General features: G+C 48.5%; 23 protein-coding genes. 10 read left to right on the forward strand and 13 right to left on the reverse strand.

The features are described from left to right. Nucleotides 1–66: 66 nt before the first annotated feature. Nucleotides 67–414, forward strand: a complete 348-nt coding sequence (locus KNP91_RS06855) for a hypothetical protein (protein WP_012370377.1) — start codon at nucleotides 67–69, stop codon at nucleotides 412–414. A gap of 10 nt (nucleotides 415–424) precedes the next feature. Here KNP91_RS06855 and KNP91_RS06860 read toward each other — a convergent pair whose 3' ends face one another. From KNP91_RS06860 to KNP91_RS06885, 6 genes are all read right to left on the reverse strand, one after another. Further along, nucleotides 425–745, reverse strand: a complete 321-nt coding sequence (locus tag KNP91_RS06860) for a hypothetical protein (protein WP_214849317.1) — start codon at nucleotides 743–745, stop codon at nucleotides 425–427. A 214-nt stretch (nucleotides 746–959) separates the two neighbouring features. Further along, nucleotides 960–1,733, reverse strand: a complete 774-nt coding sequence (locus KNP91_RS06865; protein ID WP_012370375.1) for an ABC transporter permease — start codon at nucleotides 1,731–1,733, stop codon at nucleotides 960–962. After that, nucleotides 1,730–2,434, reverse strand: coding sequence for an ABC transporter ATP-binding protein (locus KNP91_RS06870; RefSeq protein WP_012370374.1), 705 nt, complete (start codon nucleotides 2,432–2,434; stop codon nucleotides 1,730–1,732). Before KNP91_RS06870 ends, KNP91_RS06865 begins: the two co-directional genes overlap by 4 nt. 109 nt (nucleotides 2,435–2,543) lie before the next feature. Continuing rightward, nucleotides 2,544–2,918 (reverse strand): YciI family protein, encoded by a 375-nt coding sequence (locus KNP91_RS06875; RefSeq protein WP_012370373.1) that lies wholly within the window; start codon nucleotides 2,916–2,918, stop codon nucleotides 2,544–2,546. 248 nt (nucleotides 2,919–3,166) lie between these two features. Continuing rightward, nucleotides 3,167–3,631, reverse strand: a complete 465-nt coding sequence (locus KNP91_RS06880) for a GNAT family N-acetyltransferase (RefSeq protein WP_012370371.1) — start codon at nucleotides 3,629–3,631, stop codon at nucleotides 3,167–3,169. A 14-nt stretch (nucleotides 3,632–3,645) separates the two neighbouring features. After that, nucleotides 3,646–4,083 (reverse strand): NUDIX domain-containing protein, encoded by a 438-nt coding sequence (locus KNP91_RS06885; protein ID WP_012370370.1) that lies wholly within the window; start codon nucleotides 4,081–4,083, stop codon nucleotides 3,646–3,648. A gap of 162 nt (nucleotides 4,084–4,245) precedes the next feature. Here KNP91_RS06885 and KNP91_RS06890 point away from each other — a divergent pair, with 162 nt between their 5' ends. The 3 genes from KNP91_RS06890 to KNP91_RS06900 are packed head-to-tail and all read left to right on the forward strand — an operon-like array spanning nucleotide 4,246 to nucleotide 5,762. Beyond that, entirely contained in the window at nucleotides 4,246–4,716 is a 471-nt protein-coding gene (locus KNP91_RS06890; RefSeq protein WP_214849319.1) for a GNAT family N-acetyltransferase, read from the forward strand. 15 nt (nucleotides 4,717–4,731) lie between these two features. Beyond that, nucleotides 4,732–5,307: a hypothetical protein gene (locus tag KNP91_RS06895; protein WP_214849321.1), complete on the forward strand. Its 576-nt coding sequence runs from the start codon at nucleotides 4,732–4,734 to the stop codon at nucleotides 5,305–5,307. Between the two features lie 23 nt (nucleotides 5,308–5,330). Further along, nucleotides 5,331–5,762 (forward strand): hypothetical protein, encoded by a 432-nt coding sequence (locus tag KNP91_RS06900; protein WP_012370367.1) that lies wholly within the window; start codon nucleotides 5,331–5,333, stop codon nucleotides 5,760–5,762. Between the two features lie 46 nt (nucleotides 5,763–5,808). On the opposite strand, the gene KNP91_RS06905 is transcribed toward KNP91_RS06900, so the two are convergent. Both KNP91_RS06905 and KNP91_RS06910 read right to left on the reverse strand, forming a co-directional pair. Next, nucleotides 5,809–6,135, reverse strand: coding sequence for a hypothetical protein (locus KNP91_RS06905; RefSeq protein ID WP_012370366.1), 327 nt, complete (start codon nucleotides 6,133–6,135; stop codon nucleotides 5,809–5,811). Between the two features lie 26 nt (nucleotides 6,136–6,161). Then, nucleotides 6,162–6,668: a GNAT family N-acetyltransferase gene (locus KNP91_RS06910; RefSeq protein WP_214849322.1), complete on the reverse strand. Its 507-nt coding sequence runs from the start codon at nucleotides 6,666–6,668 to the stop codon at nucleotides 6,162–6,164. A gap of 208 nt (nucleotides 6,669–6,876) precedes the next feature. Between KNP91_RS06910 and KNP91_RS06915 the strand changes: the two genes are divergently transcribed. After that, complete coding sequence (locus KNP91_RS06915) at nucleotides 6,877–8,103, forward strand: MFS transporter (protein WP_214849324.1); 1,227 nt, start codon at nucleotides 6,877–6,879, stop codon at nucleotides 8,101–8,103. Then, on the forward strand, nucleotides 8,100–8,588 hold the full coding sequence (locus KNP91_RS06920; protein WP_214764822.1) for a hypothetical protein: 489 nt from the start codon (nucleotides 8,100–8,102) through the stop codon (nucleotides 8,586–8,588). Before KNP91_RS06915 ends, KNP91_RS06920 begins: the two co-directional genes overlap by 4 nt. 43 nt (nucleotides 8,589–8,631) lie before the next feature. Here KNP91_RS06920 and KNP91_RS06925 read toward each other — a convergent pair whose 3' ends face one another. After that, complete coding sequence (locus KNP91_RS06925) at nucleotides 8,632–9,279, reverse strand: hypothetical protein (protein WP_214849325.1); 648 nt, start codon at nucleotides 9,277–9,279, stop codon at nucleotides 8,632–8,634. A 150-nt stretch (nucleotides 9,280–9,429) separates the two neighbouring features. On the opposite strand from KNP91_RS06925, the gene KNP91_RS06930 reads away from it, so the two are divergent. The 4 genes from KNP91_RS06930 to KNP91_RS06945 all read left to right on the forward strand — a co-directional run bounded on the left by KNP91_RS06930 (nucleotide 9,430) and on the right by KNP91_RS06945 (nucleotide 11,809). Further along, on the forward strand, nucleotides 9,430–9,723 hold the full coding sequence (locus tag KNP91_RS06930; protein ID WP_214849326.1) for a hypothetical protein: 294 nt from the start codon (nucleotides 9,430–9,432) through the stop codon (nucleotides 9,721–9,723). Nucleotides 9,724–9,744: 21 nt separating this feature from the next. Beyond that, nucleotides 9,745–10,632 carry an NAD-dependent epimerase/dehydratase family protein gene (locus KNP91_RS06935; RefSeq protein ID WP_214849327.1) on the forward strand — a complete coding sequence of 296 codons (888 nt, stop codon included), beginning with the start codon at nucleotides 9,745–9,747 and terminating at the stop codon, nucleotides 10,630–10,632. Nucleotides 10,633–10,846: 214 nt separating this feature from the next. After that, entirely contained in the window at nucleotides 10,847–11,044 is a 198-nt protein-coding gene (locus KNP91_RS15715; protein ID WP_251135919.1) for a hypothetical protein, read from the forward strand. A 111-nt stretch (nucleotides 11,045–11,155) separates the two neighbouring features. Further along, complete coding sequence (locus KNP91_RS06945; RefSeq protein ID WP_214764827.1) at nucleotides 11,156–11,809, forward strand: homing endonuclease associated repeat-containing protein; 654 nt, start codon at nucleotides 11,156–11,158, stop codon at nucleotides 11,807–11,809. A 25-nt stretch (nucleotides 11,810–11,834) separates the two neighbouring features. Here the strand turns inward: KNP91_RS06945 and KNP91_RS06950 are convergent, their stop codons facing one another. From KNP91_RS06950 to KNP91_RS06965, 4 genes are all read right to left on the reverse strand, one after another. Further along, on the reverse strand, nucleotides 11,835–12,275 hold the full coding sequence (locus KNP91_RS06950) for a DUF4362 domain-containing protein (protein WP_214764828.1): 441 nt from the start codon (nucleotides 12,273–12,275) through the stop codon (nucleotides 11,835–11,837). A 13-nt stretch (nucleotides 12,276–12,288) separates the two neighbouring features. After that, the gene (locus tag KNP91_RS06955; RefSeq protein WP_214764829.1) at nucleotides 12,289–13,581 is read right to left on the reverse strand and encodes a globin-coupled sensor protein; all 1,293 of its coding nucleotides are present in this window, start codon (nucleotides 13,579–13,581) and stop codon (nucleotides 12,289–12,291) included. Nucleotides 13,582–13,751: 170 nt separating this feature from the next. After that, nucleotides 13,752–14,267 carry an SRPBCC family protein gene (locus KNP91_RS06960; RefSeq protein ID WP_214849329.1) on the reverse strand — a complete coding sequence of 172 codons (516 nt, stop codon included), beginning with the start codon at nucleotides 14,265–14,267 and terminating at the stop codon, nucleotides 13,752–13,754. A 6-nt stretch (nucleotides 14,268–14,273) separates the two neighbouring features. After that, nucleotides 14,274–14,612 carry an ArsR/SmtB family transcription factor gene (locus tag KNP91_RS06965; RefSeq protein ID WP_214764831.1) on the reverse strand — a complete coding sequence of 113 codons (339 nt, stop codon included), beginning with the start codon at nucleotides 14,610–14,612 and terminating at the stop codon, nucleotides 14,274–14,276. Nucleotides 14,613–14,701 lie beyond the last annotated feature (89 nt).

The following is a 14,701-nucleotide window of genomic DNA, read 5'->3' on the forward strand; positions in this document are numbered from 1 at the left end:
GGAACACTTGGGTAATACGAACGTATAGAAAGTAACAACTTACATAAGAAAAAGGAGGATGCTCTATTGAAAAAACGTCTGCTTGTCACGACTGGTTTGTATCTGCTCGTCATGATGATGACGATTTACGCCATCTTTTTCGAACAATCCGATTCGACTTTTCTGCTGATCATTCAACTCGGACTGTTGGTCCACTTCTACTTCCAGTACCGGATGGCATACATTGTACCTGATCAGGATCTTCCTACTGCACCATTTCGATTGAATGTCCTTCGAACCGGCTTGATTGTAGCAGCCTTCGTCTCGTACATAATGCTTGATTCCGTGCCGCTCCTGCTCGCAACGGTTGTCGCTTTGGCGCTCGCTGTCCCGACGCTTGTCTCCTACGTCCGGTTACGAACACAGAAAAACTGACGCGTTCAGCTTATTCCCGTTCCGGTAACGAGCGGGTCCGGCCGACGAAAACGACCTGTTGTTTCACCAGTCGAAAGACCTGGTATTCACCGCGCGGATCGGTGTTCAATTGAACGGCGACCTGATGCCGGGCTTCTTTCGAAGAACCTGTCTTGTCATAGGCAGACCTGACCGCAATGATCGTCTCTTTGCCATATTGCGCGGCGACATGTGTCGTCACCCGGGCCCGTACGATTTGTTCAAACGTCTCATCCTGTTCCTGCTCAAGAAAAAACCAACCGATGCCGCCGATCATTCCTAATAAGAGTAGTGCCAGTACCGTCTTTCGCATTTCGAACGCCCCGTTTCCGTTTTGTTCTCTGTAGACAGAATTCGCTGTTCATTAAAGATTTCCTGCTTTTTAAAGAAAGACCGCGATGGAAAGGAATCCTTCAAAAACAAGCCGTGCAACCGATTCCCGAAAAGGGAGTGGTTGCACGGCTTGTTTGTTACTGCTTTAATTCTTCAACCCGCTAAGCGTCTCAGGGGCTGTTTCAAAATTCAAATCAGTTCTGTTTGTCCTTCCGGTACGTCAGACCGATGAACTGTGATTTCTGATTAAACAATTTCCGGTACGACATGTAGCCAACGAGGACAGCCGACGTCGCTGCCGTCGTCAGCAACAGGAATAAGATCAGCAATTGGTACAGGACGGCTTCCATCGGATTGGCCCCGCCGATGATCAGACCGCTCATCATGCCCGGCAGTTGAACCAAACCCATCGTCTTCTGCGCTTCGATCGTCGGAATCATACTCGTCCGGATGGCACTTTTTAGACTGGTATCAATTGCCGTTTTCGTATCACCGCCGAGGGATAAAATCAATTCGATCACTTCGTCACTGCGTTCGACCTCGTCCTTAAACTTGTTCAAGAATAACAGCGACAGAATCATACAGTTCCCGATCACCATCCCGCTGATTGGAATGACTTGCTGGGCTTCAAACGGAATGATGTTTAGACCGAGCATCAGCCCCATCGTCAGCACTTCGACCGAAATCAGCGTCGCAAGAACAATCCACTGGATCCCGGGAATCCCGTCGCCCTTGCGGATGACGTTGAGCGTCGCCGCTCCGATCATCAGCAGAATCATCAACAGGATATAGATCGGACTGTCGCTCTCGAAAACAAACGTCAGAATATAGCCGATGATCAGCAATTGAATGATGGAACGGACTGTCGCAATCAGGATGTCTTTTTCGAGACCGAGTTTCAGTGTAAAGGCAAGAATCAGCGGAATCGCAATGAAAATCAGCGACGTCGCCAGTTGGACGTAACTCATAACGATTCCCCCTTCAAGAACGCTTCGATGTCCGGGCGTGTTCCGTCCGGTTCAAGCAACGAGACGTCCCCCTGCTCGAGCAATTGACCGTCCTTTAAGAACCAGACTTCTTCACTGACCCGCCGTGCCTGATCGAGATCATGTGTGATCCAGATGACGGTCACCTGAAGCTCGCGTTGCAGACGCTGAATCAGCTGTTCGATTTCCTTGACCATCCGAAAATCAAGACTGGCCGTGATTTCGTCGAGTAACAAGACATCCGGTTGATTAACGAGTGTCCGGGCAATCGCGAGCCGGCTTCGTTCACCGCCCGACAACTCTTTGACCGGCTGCTTCAAGTCAACATGGAGATCGACTTGTGCGAGTAGACGCTTCGCTTCGTCCTGTGCCAAAGTCTCGTGAAAAATTGTTTTCGGCAAACTGAGATTATCCATGACGGACCCCGGCAGCATCGGCGCACTTTGAAACGCCATTCCGATCTGTTTCCGCAGTTCGACGAGGTTCATCTGTTCCAAGTCCTCGCCACGGTAACGAATCCGACCGCTGTCCGGGGAAATCAATCCGTTGATTTGTTTTAAGCACGTCGATTTACCGGCACCGCTTGGTCCGACGAGCGTCGTGATTTTTCCTTCCGTAAAAGCACCTGAGATGCCACGGAGTATGTGTTTGTACTGCACGTCTTCAAAGGTAATGATCGACACGTCTGCTTCACCTGACTTTCTGGTTTCAATTAATCCGCTATGAAACAGGTATACCCGAAAATCACAAAAACATACAACGCCTCGATGCGCTGTATGTTCAAAAAACCGTTTATTTGGCTTCTTTTGGGTCAATCAGCGGCCGCACTTCCATCCGCCAGCCGTACTTCTGTGCTTCCGGTAACTGGGTCGTCGGATGAAGTAACGCCAAGTCGACCGCCCGTTCCAAATCATCCGCTTCAAACACGATCAGACTGCCGATCTGTTCCGTTTTGTCCGGATCCGGTCCGTCCTGATGCTGAATCTGACCGTCGAGAAGCCGGGCCCGTTTCGTTTCGGCTCCCGGATGCCATTCATACAGAACGTTGAGCTTCGTAAAAAACGTTTCGAGCGGTGGATTACACCGTTCCATGACGGCATCGAGCTCTTGTTGCGAGGACTGATTCATCTTTTCTGCATCGTAATAACCGATGAATAGAAATAACATCTGATCCCTCCTAGTTCCAAGGCTTTCCTGAGACGTCGTTCATTATTTAAGTACCCTGTTTTCAATCGATGTAATACAAAACACCTTGTCTCCGTCGAGGAAACAAGGTGTCGCTTATTTATTAGCAATCTTCCGCAACAGATACAACGCGTACACCATTGACGGGATCGCCATGACGAGAACTGCTATGCGCAGCAAACCAAAAATGAAATTCAAGTCTGTATAATCCATTCGTACTTCCTTCTTTCTTAATTTAACGATTTTGCGACGACTTGGCGCATCTTTTCAAAACCGAGCCGTTCGTAAAAGACGTCGACCCCGTCGTTGCTCATCCAGTAATCGAGATCAATCTTATGTATACCTTGTTCAAGTGCCCGTCGCTCGACTTCAAGCAATAACTGACGGCCGAACCCTTGTTGCTGTTTGTCATCGACAATACAAAGATGATGGACACGGACTTTGGTATTGGCAAAGTTGAAGGCACTTTCCGGACGCCGGAGATATTCGATCCAGACGTAGCCGATCGCTTCTCCGTCCAGTTCCGCAATTAAAAACTGATGTTGATCCTTCCCGACCATTTTCGCAAAAAACGCCCGGACCGTCGCAAAGTCGTACGGTTTAAAAAAGTCCGGCTGTTGCGCGACGTGCGGCTCATGGACGTAACGATTCAGCCGGGCGAGTGTATCGAGATCCGTTGTTTCAACAATCTTCATGCCTACCCCTCCGCTCAGTGTGTGATTTGTCCGTTGAAGACATACGGGACCGTCTGTTGCGTCGTCAGAATCTGTTCGTATTCTTTCGACAGATTCATGAACTGAACGGCGTCGGCAATCGTCACCCACGATATCTCTTCGATTTCATCCGGAAAAATCGTGCCAATTTCGCCCCCGCGAATCTCCGACTGGAAAAAGAAGAACAGACAATGTTCATCGACTTGCGGAAAAAACGCTTCGCTGACGTGTAACAGTTCCCCGACCGCAACGTCATATCCGGTTTCTTCCTTCGCTTCCCGGACGGCTGCTTCCGGTAACGTCTCCCCCGCTTCGACTGTTCCCCCGGGCAACGTGTAATACGAATAAGACGGTCCGATGTTTTTGACCATTAACACTTGATCCCGTTCCTCGTTCAATAAGACGTTATAGACGATATTTTTTTGACGTGTCATGCTCATTCCCCCCCTCAAATCGGTAGATGGTATTTTTTAACTTATCTACTATACCATAGTCTTTTTCAGACAGGGAGAGCCCTCTATAAAATAGGAAAAATAATTCCATATGAATGACCTTATGGTAAAATAATTCCATTACGTCAAAAAAGGAGGATCAGGATGATTCATTTGGAACCGGCAACCGACAGCGATGCTCTTGCTTTATTTGAACTGCAAGTCGCAGCGTTCAGTCCTTTGCTTAAGAAATATCAAGATTACGACACGAACCCTGCCAATGAAACGATTGACCGGGTCTACGCGCGGATTCATCATCCGACGAGCATGTTCCTAAAAATCATCGCGGACGGACAGCTCGTCGGCGCGATCTGTATTCGCTGGAAAGAAGACGTTCATTTCCGGATCAGTCCGCTGTTTCTAGCACCGGATGCACAAGGCAACGGATTTGCCAAACAAGCCATGCTGCTCGCGGAAGCCCGTTATCCGCAGGCTGAGACTTGGGAACTGTCGAGTCTTTTTGAAGAAACGAAAACGTGCCAGTTGTACGAAAAGATGGGTTACGTCGAAACCGGTGTCCGGAAACCGCTGACTGCCAACGCGACGCTGATCCAGTATCAAAAAATTATGGCCTGAAAAAGGAGTACACGAATGTCGATGACAAAAACAATATCTACTGCTTTATTGTCCCTTACGCTGCTCGTTCCGTTGTCGCCGGACGCGATTGCTGAGACAAACGGACCGACGACGGAGCAAAAAAATGAGTGGTATCAACAATACGAGATCGTGATTGAATCCGTGAATCAAAGTCATCAGGATGGTGAGCTGGAGTTAGCCCCGATCTATGCCTTTCGGGATGAAGACTGGCGTCCGGTCGAGGAATTCAGAAAAATCGCGGAAAAGCGGAGTACGTTCAGGATTGCTTTGACGTCAAACGAGAAACAGGCGGTCAAGGAGGAATCGGCAAGTGACATTAATGTCCGACCGGATATCACGACCGCCTACAGTCAAAGTGCCGGACGTCATCTCTGTTCGGATACGGTTTCGGTCACGTCCGAATCCCGGACGAAAGGAAAATGGATTCAAAAAGGTTATACAGCGACGCGCATCGATGCCAATCAAACCTATGAAATCAGTCTCGGCGGTTACTATACGAAAGACGGCATCGTGACGGGACACATTCCGACAATTGAATTCCATTGCGGACGGAACGATGAAATCAGCTGAAACAGAAAAAAGGAGAGTGCTGTATGTTGAACAAATTATTATCAGCTGCTCTGACCGCAATCGCCACATCCGGTCTGTTGACGTTAGTTTTATCCGTTCATGCATTTTTCGAAGATTTAGGAGATGACATCTATTTCTCATCTTTCGATCTTTTCGTCATTTACACGATCTATTCGTTTCCGATCATCTTCATTTCAGGAATCCTCGTCGACTGGCTGAACAAACGATTCATTTCAATCTTTCCTAAGCACCGGAAGGCTGTCGCTTTGCTATATGGTGTATCCGGCATTCTAATCGGCTTGCTCATTCTTTTAATGCTTCATGATGGAGCTATTCGCTCAAGTGAGCTGTCTGGTCTGTTGTCTCTTCTTATGCTTTTTTGTGCATCCGCGACTCTGTATTTTTGGATTTCGCAGAAAATCCTCAAAAAATCGCATAACCCCCCTAAAAAATGACTCACGGTTTGAATACCGGAGTCATTTTCTAAAGGTGCTTTTTCAATTATTTCGCAGCCTTTCGCACCGGACGTTTCCGGAGCGAGAGCAACGCCAACACCAGCGCAATCAATTCGAGCGGGAAATAGAGTAAAATCGCGACGTCAATGACGGCGTCTTGCGGATTCGAATTTTGGACATACAAATAGCCGGGAATGAGTGCAGCAAATCCAATCACTAAAAGAAGACCACCGATCCAAAGGCTGCGTTTTGAGAATCGCGCGAACGCCCAGTACAAAAGGACGAGCACCAACAGTTCACCAAACAAGACAAGGCGCAGTGCGGTATCACTCAAAATAACACTCGATGCATTGATTAATGTCAGGGTTAGCATAAACATCCTCCTCGATTCAATCGATTTTAAACGATTCGTTTAAACTGAATGAGCGTCACCTGTTGACCGTTTAATTCCGCTGTTTCCTCTTCATTGACTCGTTTGAATCCGTTACGTGACAAGATGATTTGCGAAGCGGTGTTTCCGTCCGTCGTTTTGGCCTGGATTTCTTGAATATCAAGTGCCGGACAGTATTCCATCAACAAGCGGACGGCTTGTGTCGCAATACCTTTTCCCGTGTTCAACCGCCCGATCCGGTAACCGAGCTCGGCCCGCTTGGTGATCGGATGCCGGTCCACCAAGTTGATTCGGCCGAGAATGGATCCGGTTTCGTTTTTAATCAAAAAAAAGAACGATTTGCCGTCCAGCTGTTCCTGCAAGAGAGAGGCATGTCGCTCCCGGAATGTCTCCGGTTCGTAGTAATCATCCCCTCTTGACGGAATCGATTGTTCGAAATAACGTCGGTTATCACGTTCAAACGCGAATAATTCATCGGCATCTTGTGCCGTACAGGCTTGCAATTGAATGTTCATAGAAACCACCTTCTCTTTGTCATTTGGTTACCGATTGTCGACTCCCCCTTTCAAATCAGCGGCTGATTTGATCCTCTGTTATGATTATCTGTTGTATTCTCGTTTCCTTTCGCTATTCCTTTCTGAACTCCTAATTATTCCTTTCAAATTCCATATATTATCATTATAATTGTGTAGAATAACATTACAGTTCAAGTTAGGACATATCATGTTCATCAAACGAAATCATCATAATCTGGCTACCCATAATGTCCGTGTGTTTTATTTCATCACCTTGTTCGGCACGATCAATCTCCTCGATCCGGTCATCACCTTGTTTTATTTCCAGCGCGGCTTGTCGGCATCTGACATTCTGATCATTCTCTTCATGTATTGTGCCGCGACGTTAGTATCGGAAATCCCGACCGGTGCCTTTGCCGACCGCTTCGGACCAAAAGCGTCGTTTTTAACCGGCAGCTTGATCAGTATTTTCTCAACCAGTCTGTTGCTGATTGCGGATGACATTTGGTGGTTTTCGATTCAGGGACTGCTGTGGGGATTATCAACGTCCTTCTTTTCCGGTTCAGACGATGCTCTGATTTACGAATCCTTAAAGGAAAGTGGACAGGAAAAGACGATGAGTCAGGTCATGGCGAAGATCTCGTCTGTCATGTTTTTCGTCACGATTTTTACCAGCCTGATCGGCGCCTTTCTCGTCCGGGACTTGGCGGAAAGTCAGTTCCAATTTCTGATCCTCATCGGAATTCTCTTCAAAATCATCGAATTCCTGTTGATTTTCAGTCTGATCAACCCTAAATCTTTTGACCAGTTCCGGGACAACCCGTATACCCATGTCAAAAATGGTTGGCAGATCATCCGCCGATCACCGGATCTGATTAAAGTTTTTCTCAACTTCACGATTGTGTTGATTCCATCTGTCGTCATTTTCGGAAAGTTTGAGCAACCGTATGTGACGGGAGCCGGACTTCCAGTTGCATGGCTCGGTGTTTTGTACGCAAGCGCCGCTCTACTCAGCATGCTGATCACCCGGCACCTCGCCTGGCTGTTGCTCCGCTTCAAACGGACGACACTGATGCAACTGTCGGGTATTATCACACTGCTTGCCGTCTCACTGGCGAGTTTCCTGTTTAACAGCTTATGGATCGCCTTAGTACTGTTTTTTGTCCTGCGGATGCTGCGGTCGATCCGACAACCGCTTTACTCCGGTATCATCAACGAACACATCCCGTCCGGTAGCCGGGCGACGACACTCTCGCTGCTTAATCTTGTTGATTCCGCGTTCGATTTAATCATTCTCGGAACGATGTCGTTTGTCGCGACCCTCGGATTACCAGCCATCTTTATCGGCTGTGCTTTAATCATTGGAATCGGCTTGTTGTTTCCGGTCCGGGAAGCGAAGCATGTACAGGAGCAAGAAGGGAGACCGATCGTATGATTTATCGGAAAATCATTGCGGCTTCCATCTCCGGCGCTATCTTCGCCATGTTATTCGGTCTGTTTGTTCCGGGTCCGACCAGCTTGCCTGATAATTCGATGGGGCAGTATATATCAAGTGTTGTCATCAGTATTCCGGCTTACCTGATGTATAGTTTTCCGTTCATCCTGATTTACGGCGGGATGACGTCACTGATTAGTGAAATCATCAGCCGACGGATCACCAACCATCCAAAAGCGGAATTCGTTGTGTCGGGTGTGCTGCACCTGGCATTCGGAGCCGGGGTTTTCCTGCTCCTGAATCCTTACGCGGGTATTCTCAGCCTGGCTGCCGCTCTCCTGTTTTTCGTGACGGATCGTTACTTACAAAACAAACGAACTTCGTACCGGCTGACGCAAGCTTTGATGAGTCTAGAAATTCCGATCGGCGTCTGGATTCTGTTCATGGGAATCGTTTACCTTCAAAGCCTGGTAACTGGAAACTGAACAAGAGCGGATCACCTGACATTCCAGGTCGTCCGCTCTTTTGTTAAAAGTATGTATTAAATCCGATTTCATCTTCCCGCAGAACACCTTTTTCATTGATGTATTCCGTGGTCAGATTTCCGTGCCGAAGTAATTTCTGTTTTTTTATAGCCGTTGCCAGACGCATCAGATTTTTCTCTTCCGTCGGTAACCGGTCCCGTTGCAGTGTAATCGTAATGAATGGCGGGATTTTTGCTTTTTGATATTTGCTTGACGATGTCGGGTCCAATTTCAACTGTTGGACATCGTCCTGATAATAGACGGCCCTGTACACCGGCCCTGTACCGAAGATGTTTTCAACAAGCGGACGAATCTGTTCCGTCAGTTCCTGTGACCACTGCTCAGACAAGTACGTATCCGTGACCTGCTTTGTCTGCTGATCGATGTAGACGAAAAATTCCGTATTGGTTTTTGGCTCCTGTAATTGTACGGCATAATCAAACTCAGAGTATTTCCCCGCGGCATCATAAAAGGCACCTTGCAGTTCTGCCTGTTTAAAATGCTTTGCGATGTATGATTTTGTCTCGCGCACCATACGGTCGGCTTCCGGTTCGTCCGGTTCCATCGACTGGACATACAGGAAAACCACCAGACCGGACATCACGACCATGACGCCGAAAAGGCTCAGTACTTTTTTAGAAAAAGCATTCATGACACCCCTCCTTTTTTTCTTAATATTACCATCCGTTTTATTAAATTGACTAAATTCATCCATATTTCACTTTCGCATTTCGTTTCCTATCCCTACAATGAACATAACCGATTGATCTCTGAATCCTACCAATGAAAGTGTGGTGGAAACATGCGCCGAATCATTTGGCTGATGCTGTTGAGTCTATTCATAGTAGGCAGTTTATCCGGTTGTTCCGATCAGGCATACGTGATCGAAGAACTGAACGGCAATCAGCTTTCGCTCGGTCCGGACGACCAAAATCCGGAGGAACAGTATGCCTTGACCGAAGTCACACTGGACGGCGAGACAACAATTGACGGGTGGACGAATCAATTATCCGTTCTCCAAAAGGGGGATATTATCCGCTTTGCATACCGGAATGGCAAAAAACCGCTCGTCGCAACGATTGAGCGGGTGAAATAATTTAGAAAGAAGGTTGATCAGATGGAACTGTCCGGAAAACGGATTCTCGTCACCGGTGTCACCGGGACGCTTGGACTGCGCATCGCAAAACGATTATTGTCAGAGGCGCTTGAAGTCCGGGGATTGATACGACAGGCGGAGCGGTTCAACGAATTCGAATCACTCGGGATCACGCCGGTTTTTGGTGATTTGACCAATCAAACGTCACTTGAAAAAGCGATGGATCAGATCGACTGGGTCGTCCATTGCGCCGCCTATCTCGGTGATGATGAAAATCTTGCCCGCCAGTCGAATGTTGAAGGTGTCATTCATTTAGCAACGGTCGCGTTAAATACTGGAGCACGTGTCCTTCACATCTCGACGACATCCGTTTACGGGGAACCGGCAGATGGTCATTTGACGGAGTCGTCGCCGCTCGCGGTTGATCATCCGGCACCCTATATCCAAACAAAAATCCGGTCGGAACAGATTCTAAACGATTACGCCGCCCGCGGCTTGGACGTCCGGATTCTCCGCCCCGGTGCCATTTGCGCCGAACAGGATTCCCACTGGGGCGACCGGCAAGTCAGACGGATGCAGGAAGCGGATTGTGTGACCTGGGTCCACCCGGACGATCTCGTCAACTGGGTCCATGCCGATAACATTGCCGAGATGGTTTTCCTCGTCCTGACACGTGGAAAACCAGGTGATGTGTTTCACGCCGTCGATACCAACATTCCGGAAACGGACTTCCGAATGCGGCTGGTTGAAGCCTCCGGCAAACCGTACCAAATCCCTGATCGTGTCGCGGAACGTCCGACCTATGCAACAGACAAAATCAAGACACTCGGTTACGAACCGGTTCGATCGTTTGACGAGACAATAGAGCGGTTGCTCCAGTTGTTCTCACTGCAACCGAACGCCAAATAAAAGAGCTTCTTCTGCCTGACTAACGAAACGGAGGACTGAAATGAAAAAACAGTTGATTTTCATCCTGCTGAGCAGCATTTGTCTGACTGCCGGCTGTGCGCGGGAAACCGAAACGATCTCAACGACCGACATCATTGCGTAGGAAGCCTGCCAGGATCAATCAGCGGATTTAATCCGGATCCATGATCGTGTCTATAAACGGAGCGGCAAAGATATGACCATCGTGAAAAAATATCTGGTTTCCATTACGACCGTCCAAAAACAGTTATCTGGAAAAGAAGCACTTGCCGACCGGACAGCAACCGACTGGCCGAAAGGAACGAAGTTGTACCAGTCAAAAAATTCAACGGGCGAATTGTACGTGTTTCAAGGGACTGTCGCGTTTCGGTACGAAGCCATTGCAGAGGGTTGAACCCGTTTCAGGACATCAGTCCGAACCTTACGATTTTGTTAGTTAAATCTCTTAAGGCTAGATGGTACACTAGCGGCATTATGAACAGCCATCCGCTAAGGGAGACTTCCTATGAAAGAAACCACGCCTACATCCACTTCTATTACGACCAATGAAAAAATCATCCGCTTGATCCAAGGATTGCACCAATTGCACACAGCTCCGATGAAAGCTGCCCACTATCAAAAGTTAGCCCGCTATTTACCGTATCCGTCTCTGACGGAAATCGAACGGCGATTCGGCTCCTGGACTCGTTTGCTCGAACAGGCGGGAATCATCCGGACTTCCGAACTATCGACTGAAAAACGGGCGGTGCTCGACCGCTCGAAAACCGATTCGGCAAACAGTGACCGCTGGAGTGTTGATGACAGCATCGCCTTTTATGTCAAAACATGCGGCTCCCGGGTGACCATCCGGTCCTATTCCGAACTGCGGGCCAATTATCCGCAAATGATGAGTGCGAATACCATTATCCGCCATCACGGAACCTGGAAACAGGCGTTGGCTCATTTTCAATTATCGTCAAGCGGCCTCTACTCAAATGAAGACTGCTTAAATGCCTTACGCGAAGCCTATGACGCGATTGGTCCGACTATCACGAGCCAGGAATATGTCCGGTACTCCCGGACACATCAAGCTCCTTCCTTAACGTTATTGATTGAACGCTTTTCCAGCTGGCGGGAAGCCCTGCGACTGCTCGAGGAGACACTGGACACAAAAGGTTGATCCCCGTCTGAGGATCAACCTTTTGTCATCTGTCAGATAATTCACCTGGACGTGCAGTAAAAACAATATGATCCTGACCTTCCTGACAATCGGTCAATGTAAAGACATATCCTTCGTTTTCAGCTTTCTTCTGCATGTTTCGACAGACTTCTTTTTCCCGGTCGTCGGCCTGGGAACCGTATTCGTCGCGCGATGAATCCAGTGAATAGACGAACTGTTTTCCGTCGTAGGTGATGTCTTCCAGAATTGCATCTCCTTCCGTCGTATAGTTCGTGATCCGAATTGTGTCTTTTTTATTCGCCTCCACCCGCTGTAAAAACGTTTCAAACTGGTCAACGTTCGCCCGTTCCGGTGTCGTGACGATATCGCCGTTTTTGATGGCTTCCTCTGACGGGTAATCGTTACTTGCACAACCGGCAAGCATCAGAATTCCAACTCCAAACAACAGATAGATTCGTTTTCTCATCCCCATCCCTCCTTCAGAGTGTCGTCGCAACGGTTTGTAAATCGTCAGCCGTCTCGGCAATCGATTCCGCGATATGGCGCATCCCTTCAATCGTTCCGGCAACCTGTTCCGTATCCTGCGACAGCGTAATGATCTGTTTCGAGACATCGACCGTTTGGCGGGAAATCGTCGTAAAGGCGGTGACGACGCGCCCCAGCTCCTCCGTCGTTTGCACGACCGATTGTTCTGTTCCGTTCATCCGCCGTGAGACTTGTCCCATTTTCGAGGTGATTTCCTGCGCGATGCTTGATGCTTCTGACGCGGAACGTTTACTTTCTTCCGCCAGTTTCCGGATTTCCTGGGCGACGACGGTAAAGCCACGTCCCATCTCGCCGGCCCGTGCGGCCTCGATCGAGGCGTTGAGACTCAACAGGTTCGTCTGATCGGAAATCGCCGTCACCATTCCGGCAATTCGTTCGATTTCTTGCGATAAAAAAGCAAGTTGCGTCATCTGTTCCGTCGTCTGCGTCATCTCGGAGACGACGTGCTCGAACCGTTTCGTTTCCGCCTCGACCAAATCGACGCCATCCTCTGCTTCTTTCGCGGCTTGGCTTAATTGCATCGCAATCGTTCCCGTCGTCAACGAAACCTGTTGGGCATGTCGCTCCATTTCCTGAAAACTGGCGGACGATTGTTGACTCATCGCGGCCAGTTCCTCTGTCGACTTTTGAACGGTCTGTCCGACACGCTGTTTCGCATCCGTCACCGTCTGCCGCTCGGCTTCGACCATTTCCTCATACATCGTCAAAACAATCTGTTGTTCGAGATTAAACAGTTTTCCGGCGGAGCGGACGATCCGGACCTGTTCCGACTCCGGTAACGTACTGTCCTCGATTTGCCGGCTTAAGACGTTTAATACCTTTTGGAACGCGGCGATGTACCACTTGTTTTGCAGACCAATCCGGACATGACGGTCGGCGATCCGTTTTCGGACATTGATGTAGTCCGGTGTAACCTGTCCGTCAAACATCTGGAGGATATGCTTGGCAAGCGTTCCTTTTAACCGTTCAAGTGTCGAATGCCGTTCAATCAGTTGTTTCAGCTCCGGCACCCGGACCAACTCCGCATAAAACGCATCGACCATCTGCGGCATCCACTCCGCGACATCGTGACGGATCAAACGAACGATTTGTAAATCCTCGACCGTCAAATCAATCAGCTGGAGTTGTTGCGCAAATGCTGAACCCGCTTCTAAGCGAACATGTACCTGTTCTTGTTGCATCCGTTCTGAAAACGTCATCTCTTGTTGTTTTGCCCACCATTTCACACTATCGATCCCCTTTTTCAATCATCTCATCTTGTATAACGGCTCCATACTGCCAAAGATGAAGTATTTTCCTTTGAATTCCCAATATGGAAGACCTTTTTTCCAAAAGAGTGACAGATATGACCGAATATTCGAAAAAACAACCTGTCCGTGACGGATTGTCAGATCTTTTAGGATACGGTTCGTTGAAGAAGCCATTGATCGAGACGATGCAGTTGTGACGTAAACCCTTCTTTCATCCCCATCTCAAGGACTTGTTTTACCGCTTCCTCGGTCTTAAAGTCCGACCGGAACACTACCCTGGTCCGGTCACCGACGGCTTCGAACGTCGTCACGTTTTCACTGCCCGGCAATTCTTCGGAAATTGTTCCGAAAGCATCCGAAAAATAATCGGCGTGGGCGTAACTTTGCGGAGCATCGATTTGTCGGAAGATCGCTTTTCCCCATGACTCCATTCCGTAGAATTCCCCTTGTGCGGGATCCTTGCAGCGCATACAGTAATGCCAAATGCCGCCTTCGACGAAATCAAAGGTCGTGATTTCCGTTTGCCAGCCTTCCGGTCCCCACCAGGCTTCGAGATGCTCTTTTTCCGTAAATGCGGCAAATACCAGCTCACGTGGAGCGTTGAACGTCCATTCCATTTGAAGAACGGAATCTTCGACTTTCGTTTTTAATTTTTCCTGCATCTTCATTCACTCCTTTGGGTTGACTGTGTCCTGTATCTGTTCCAAATATCCTTCAAGTCGTGTCATCCGGCTGACCATCTGCTGTTCAAACGATTGGCTCCACGCAGTGAGACCTTGGAACGGCTCTGTTCGCAAATGATAAATCCGGCGGTTCGCGGCCGGTTCGATGCGGACGAGATCTGCTTCGAGCAAAACCTTTAGGTGTTTTGATGTCTGCGGTTGGTTAAGGCCTAACTGTGCGGCAATCTCACCGACCGGCAACGGACCTGTCTTTAACAGTTCGACGATGTTCAGGCGATTGGTATCGGATAAAGCAAATAACGTACGTGCAAGCCTCTCTGACATGATTTCCACCTCTTCTTATTTATATATACCCTTAAAGGAATATTCCAAACAAAGAATATATAAAATTGAGCGGAAAAGTTGTCTTTTCG

It is taken from the genome of Exiguobacterium sp. s138, from assembly GCF_018618775.1.
GTDB lineage: Bacteria > Bacillota > Bacilli > Exiguobacteriales > Exiguobacteriaceae > Exiguobacterium_A > Exiguobacterium_A artemiae.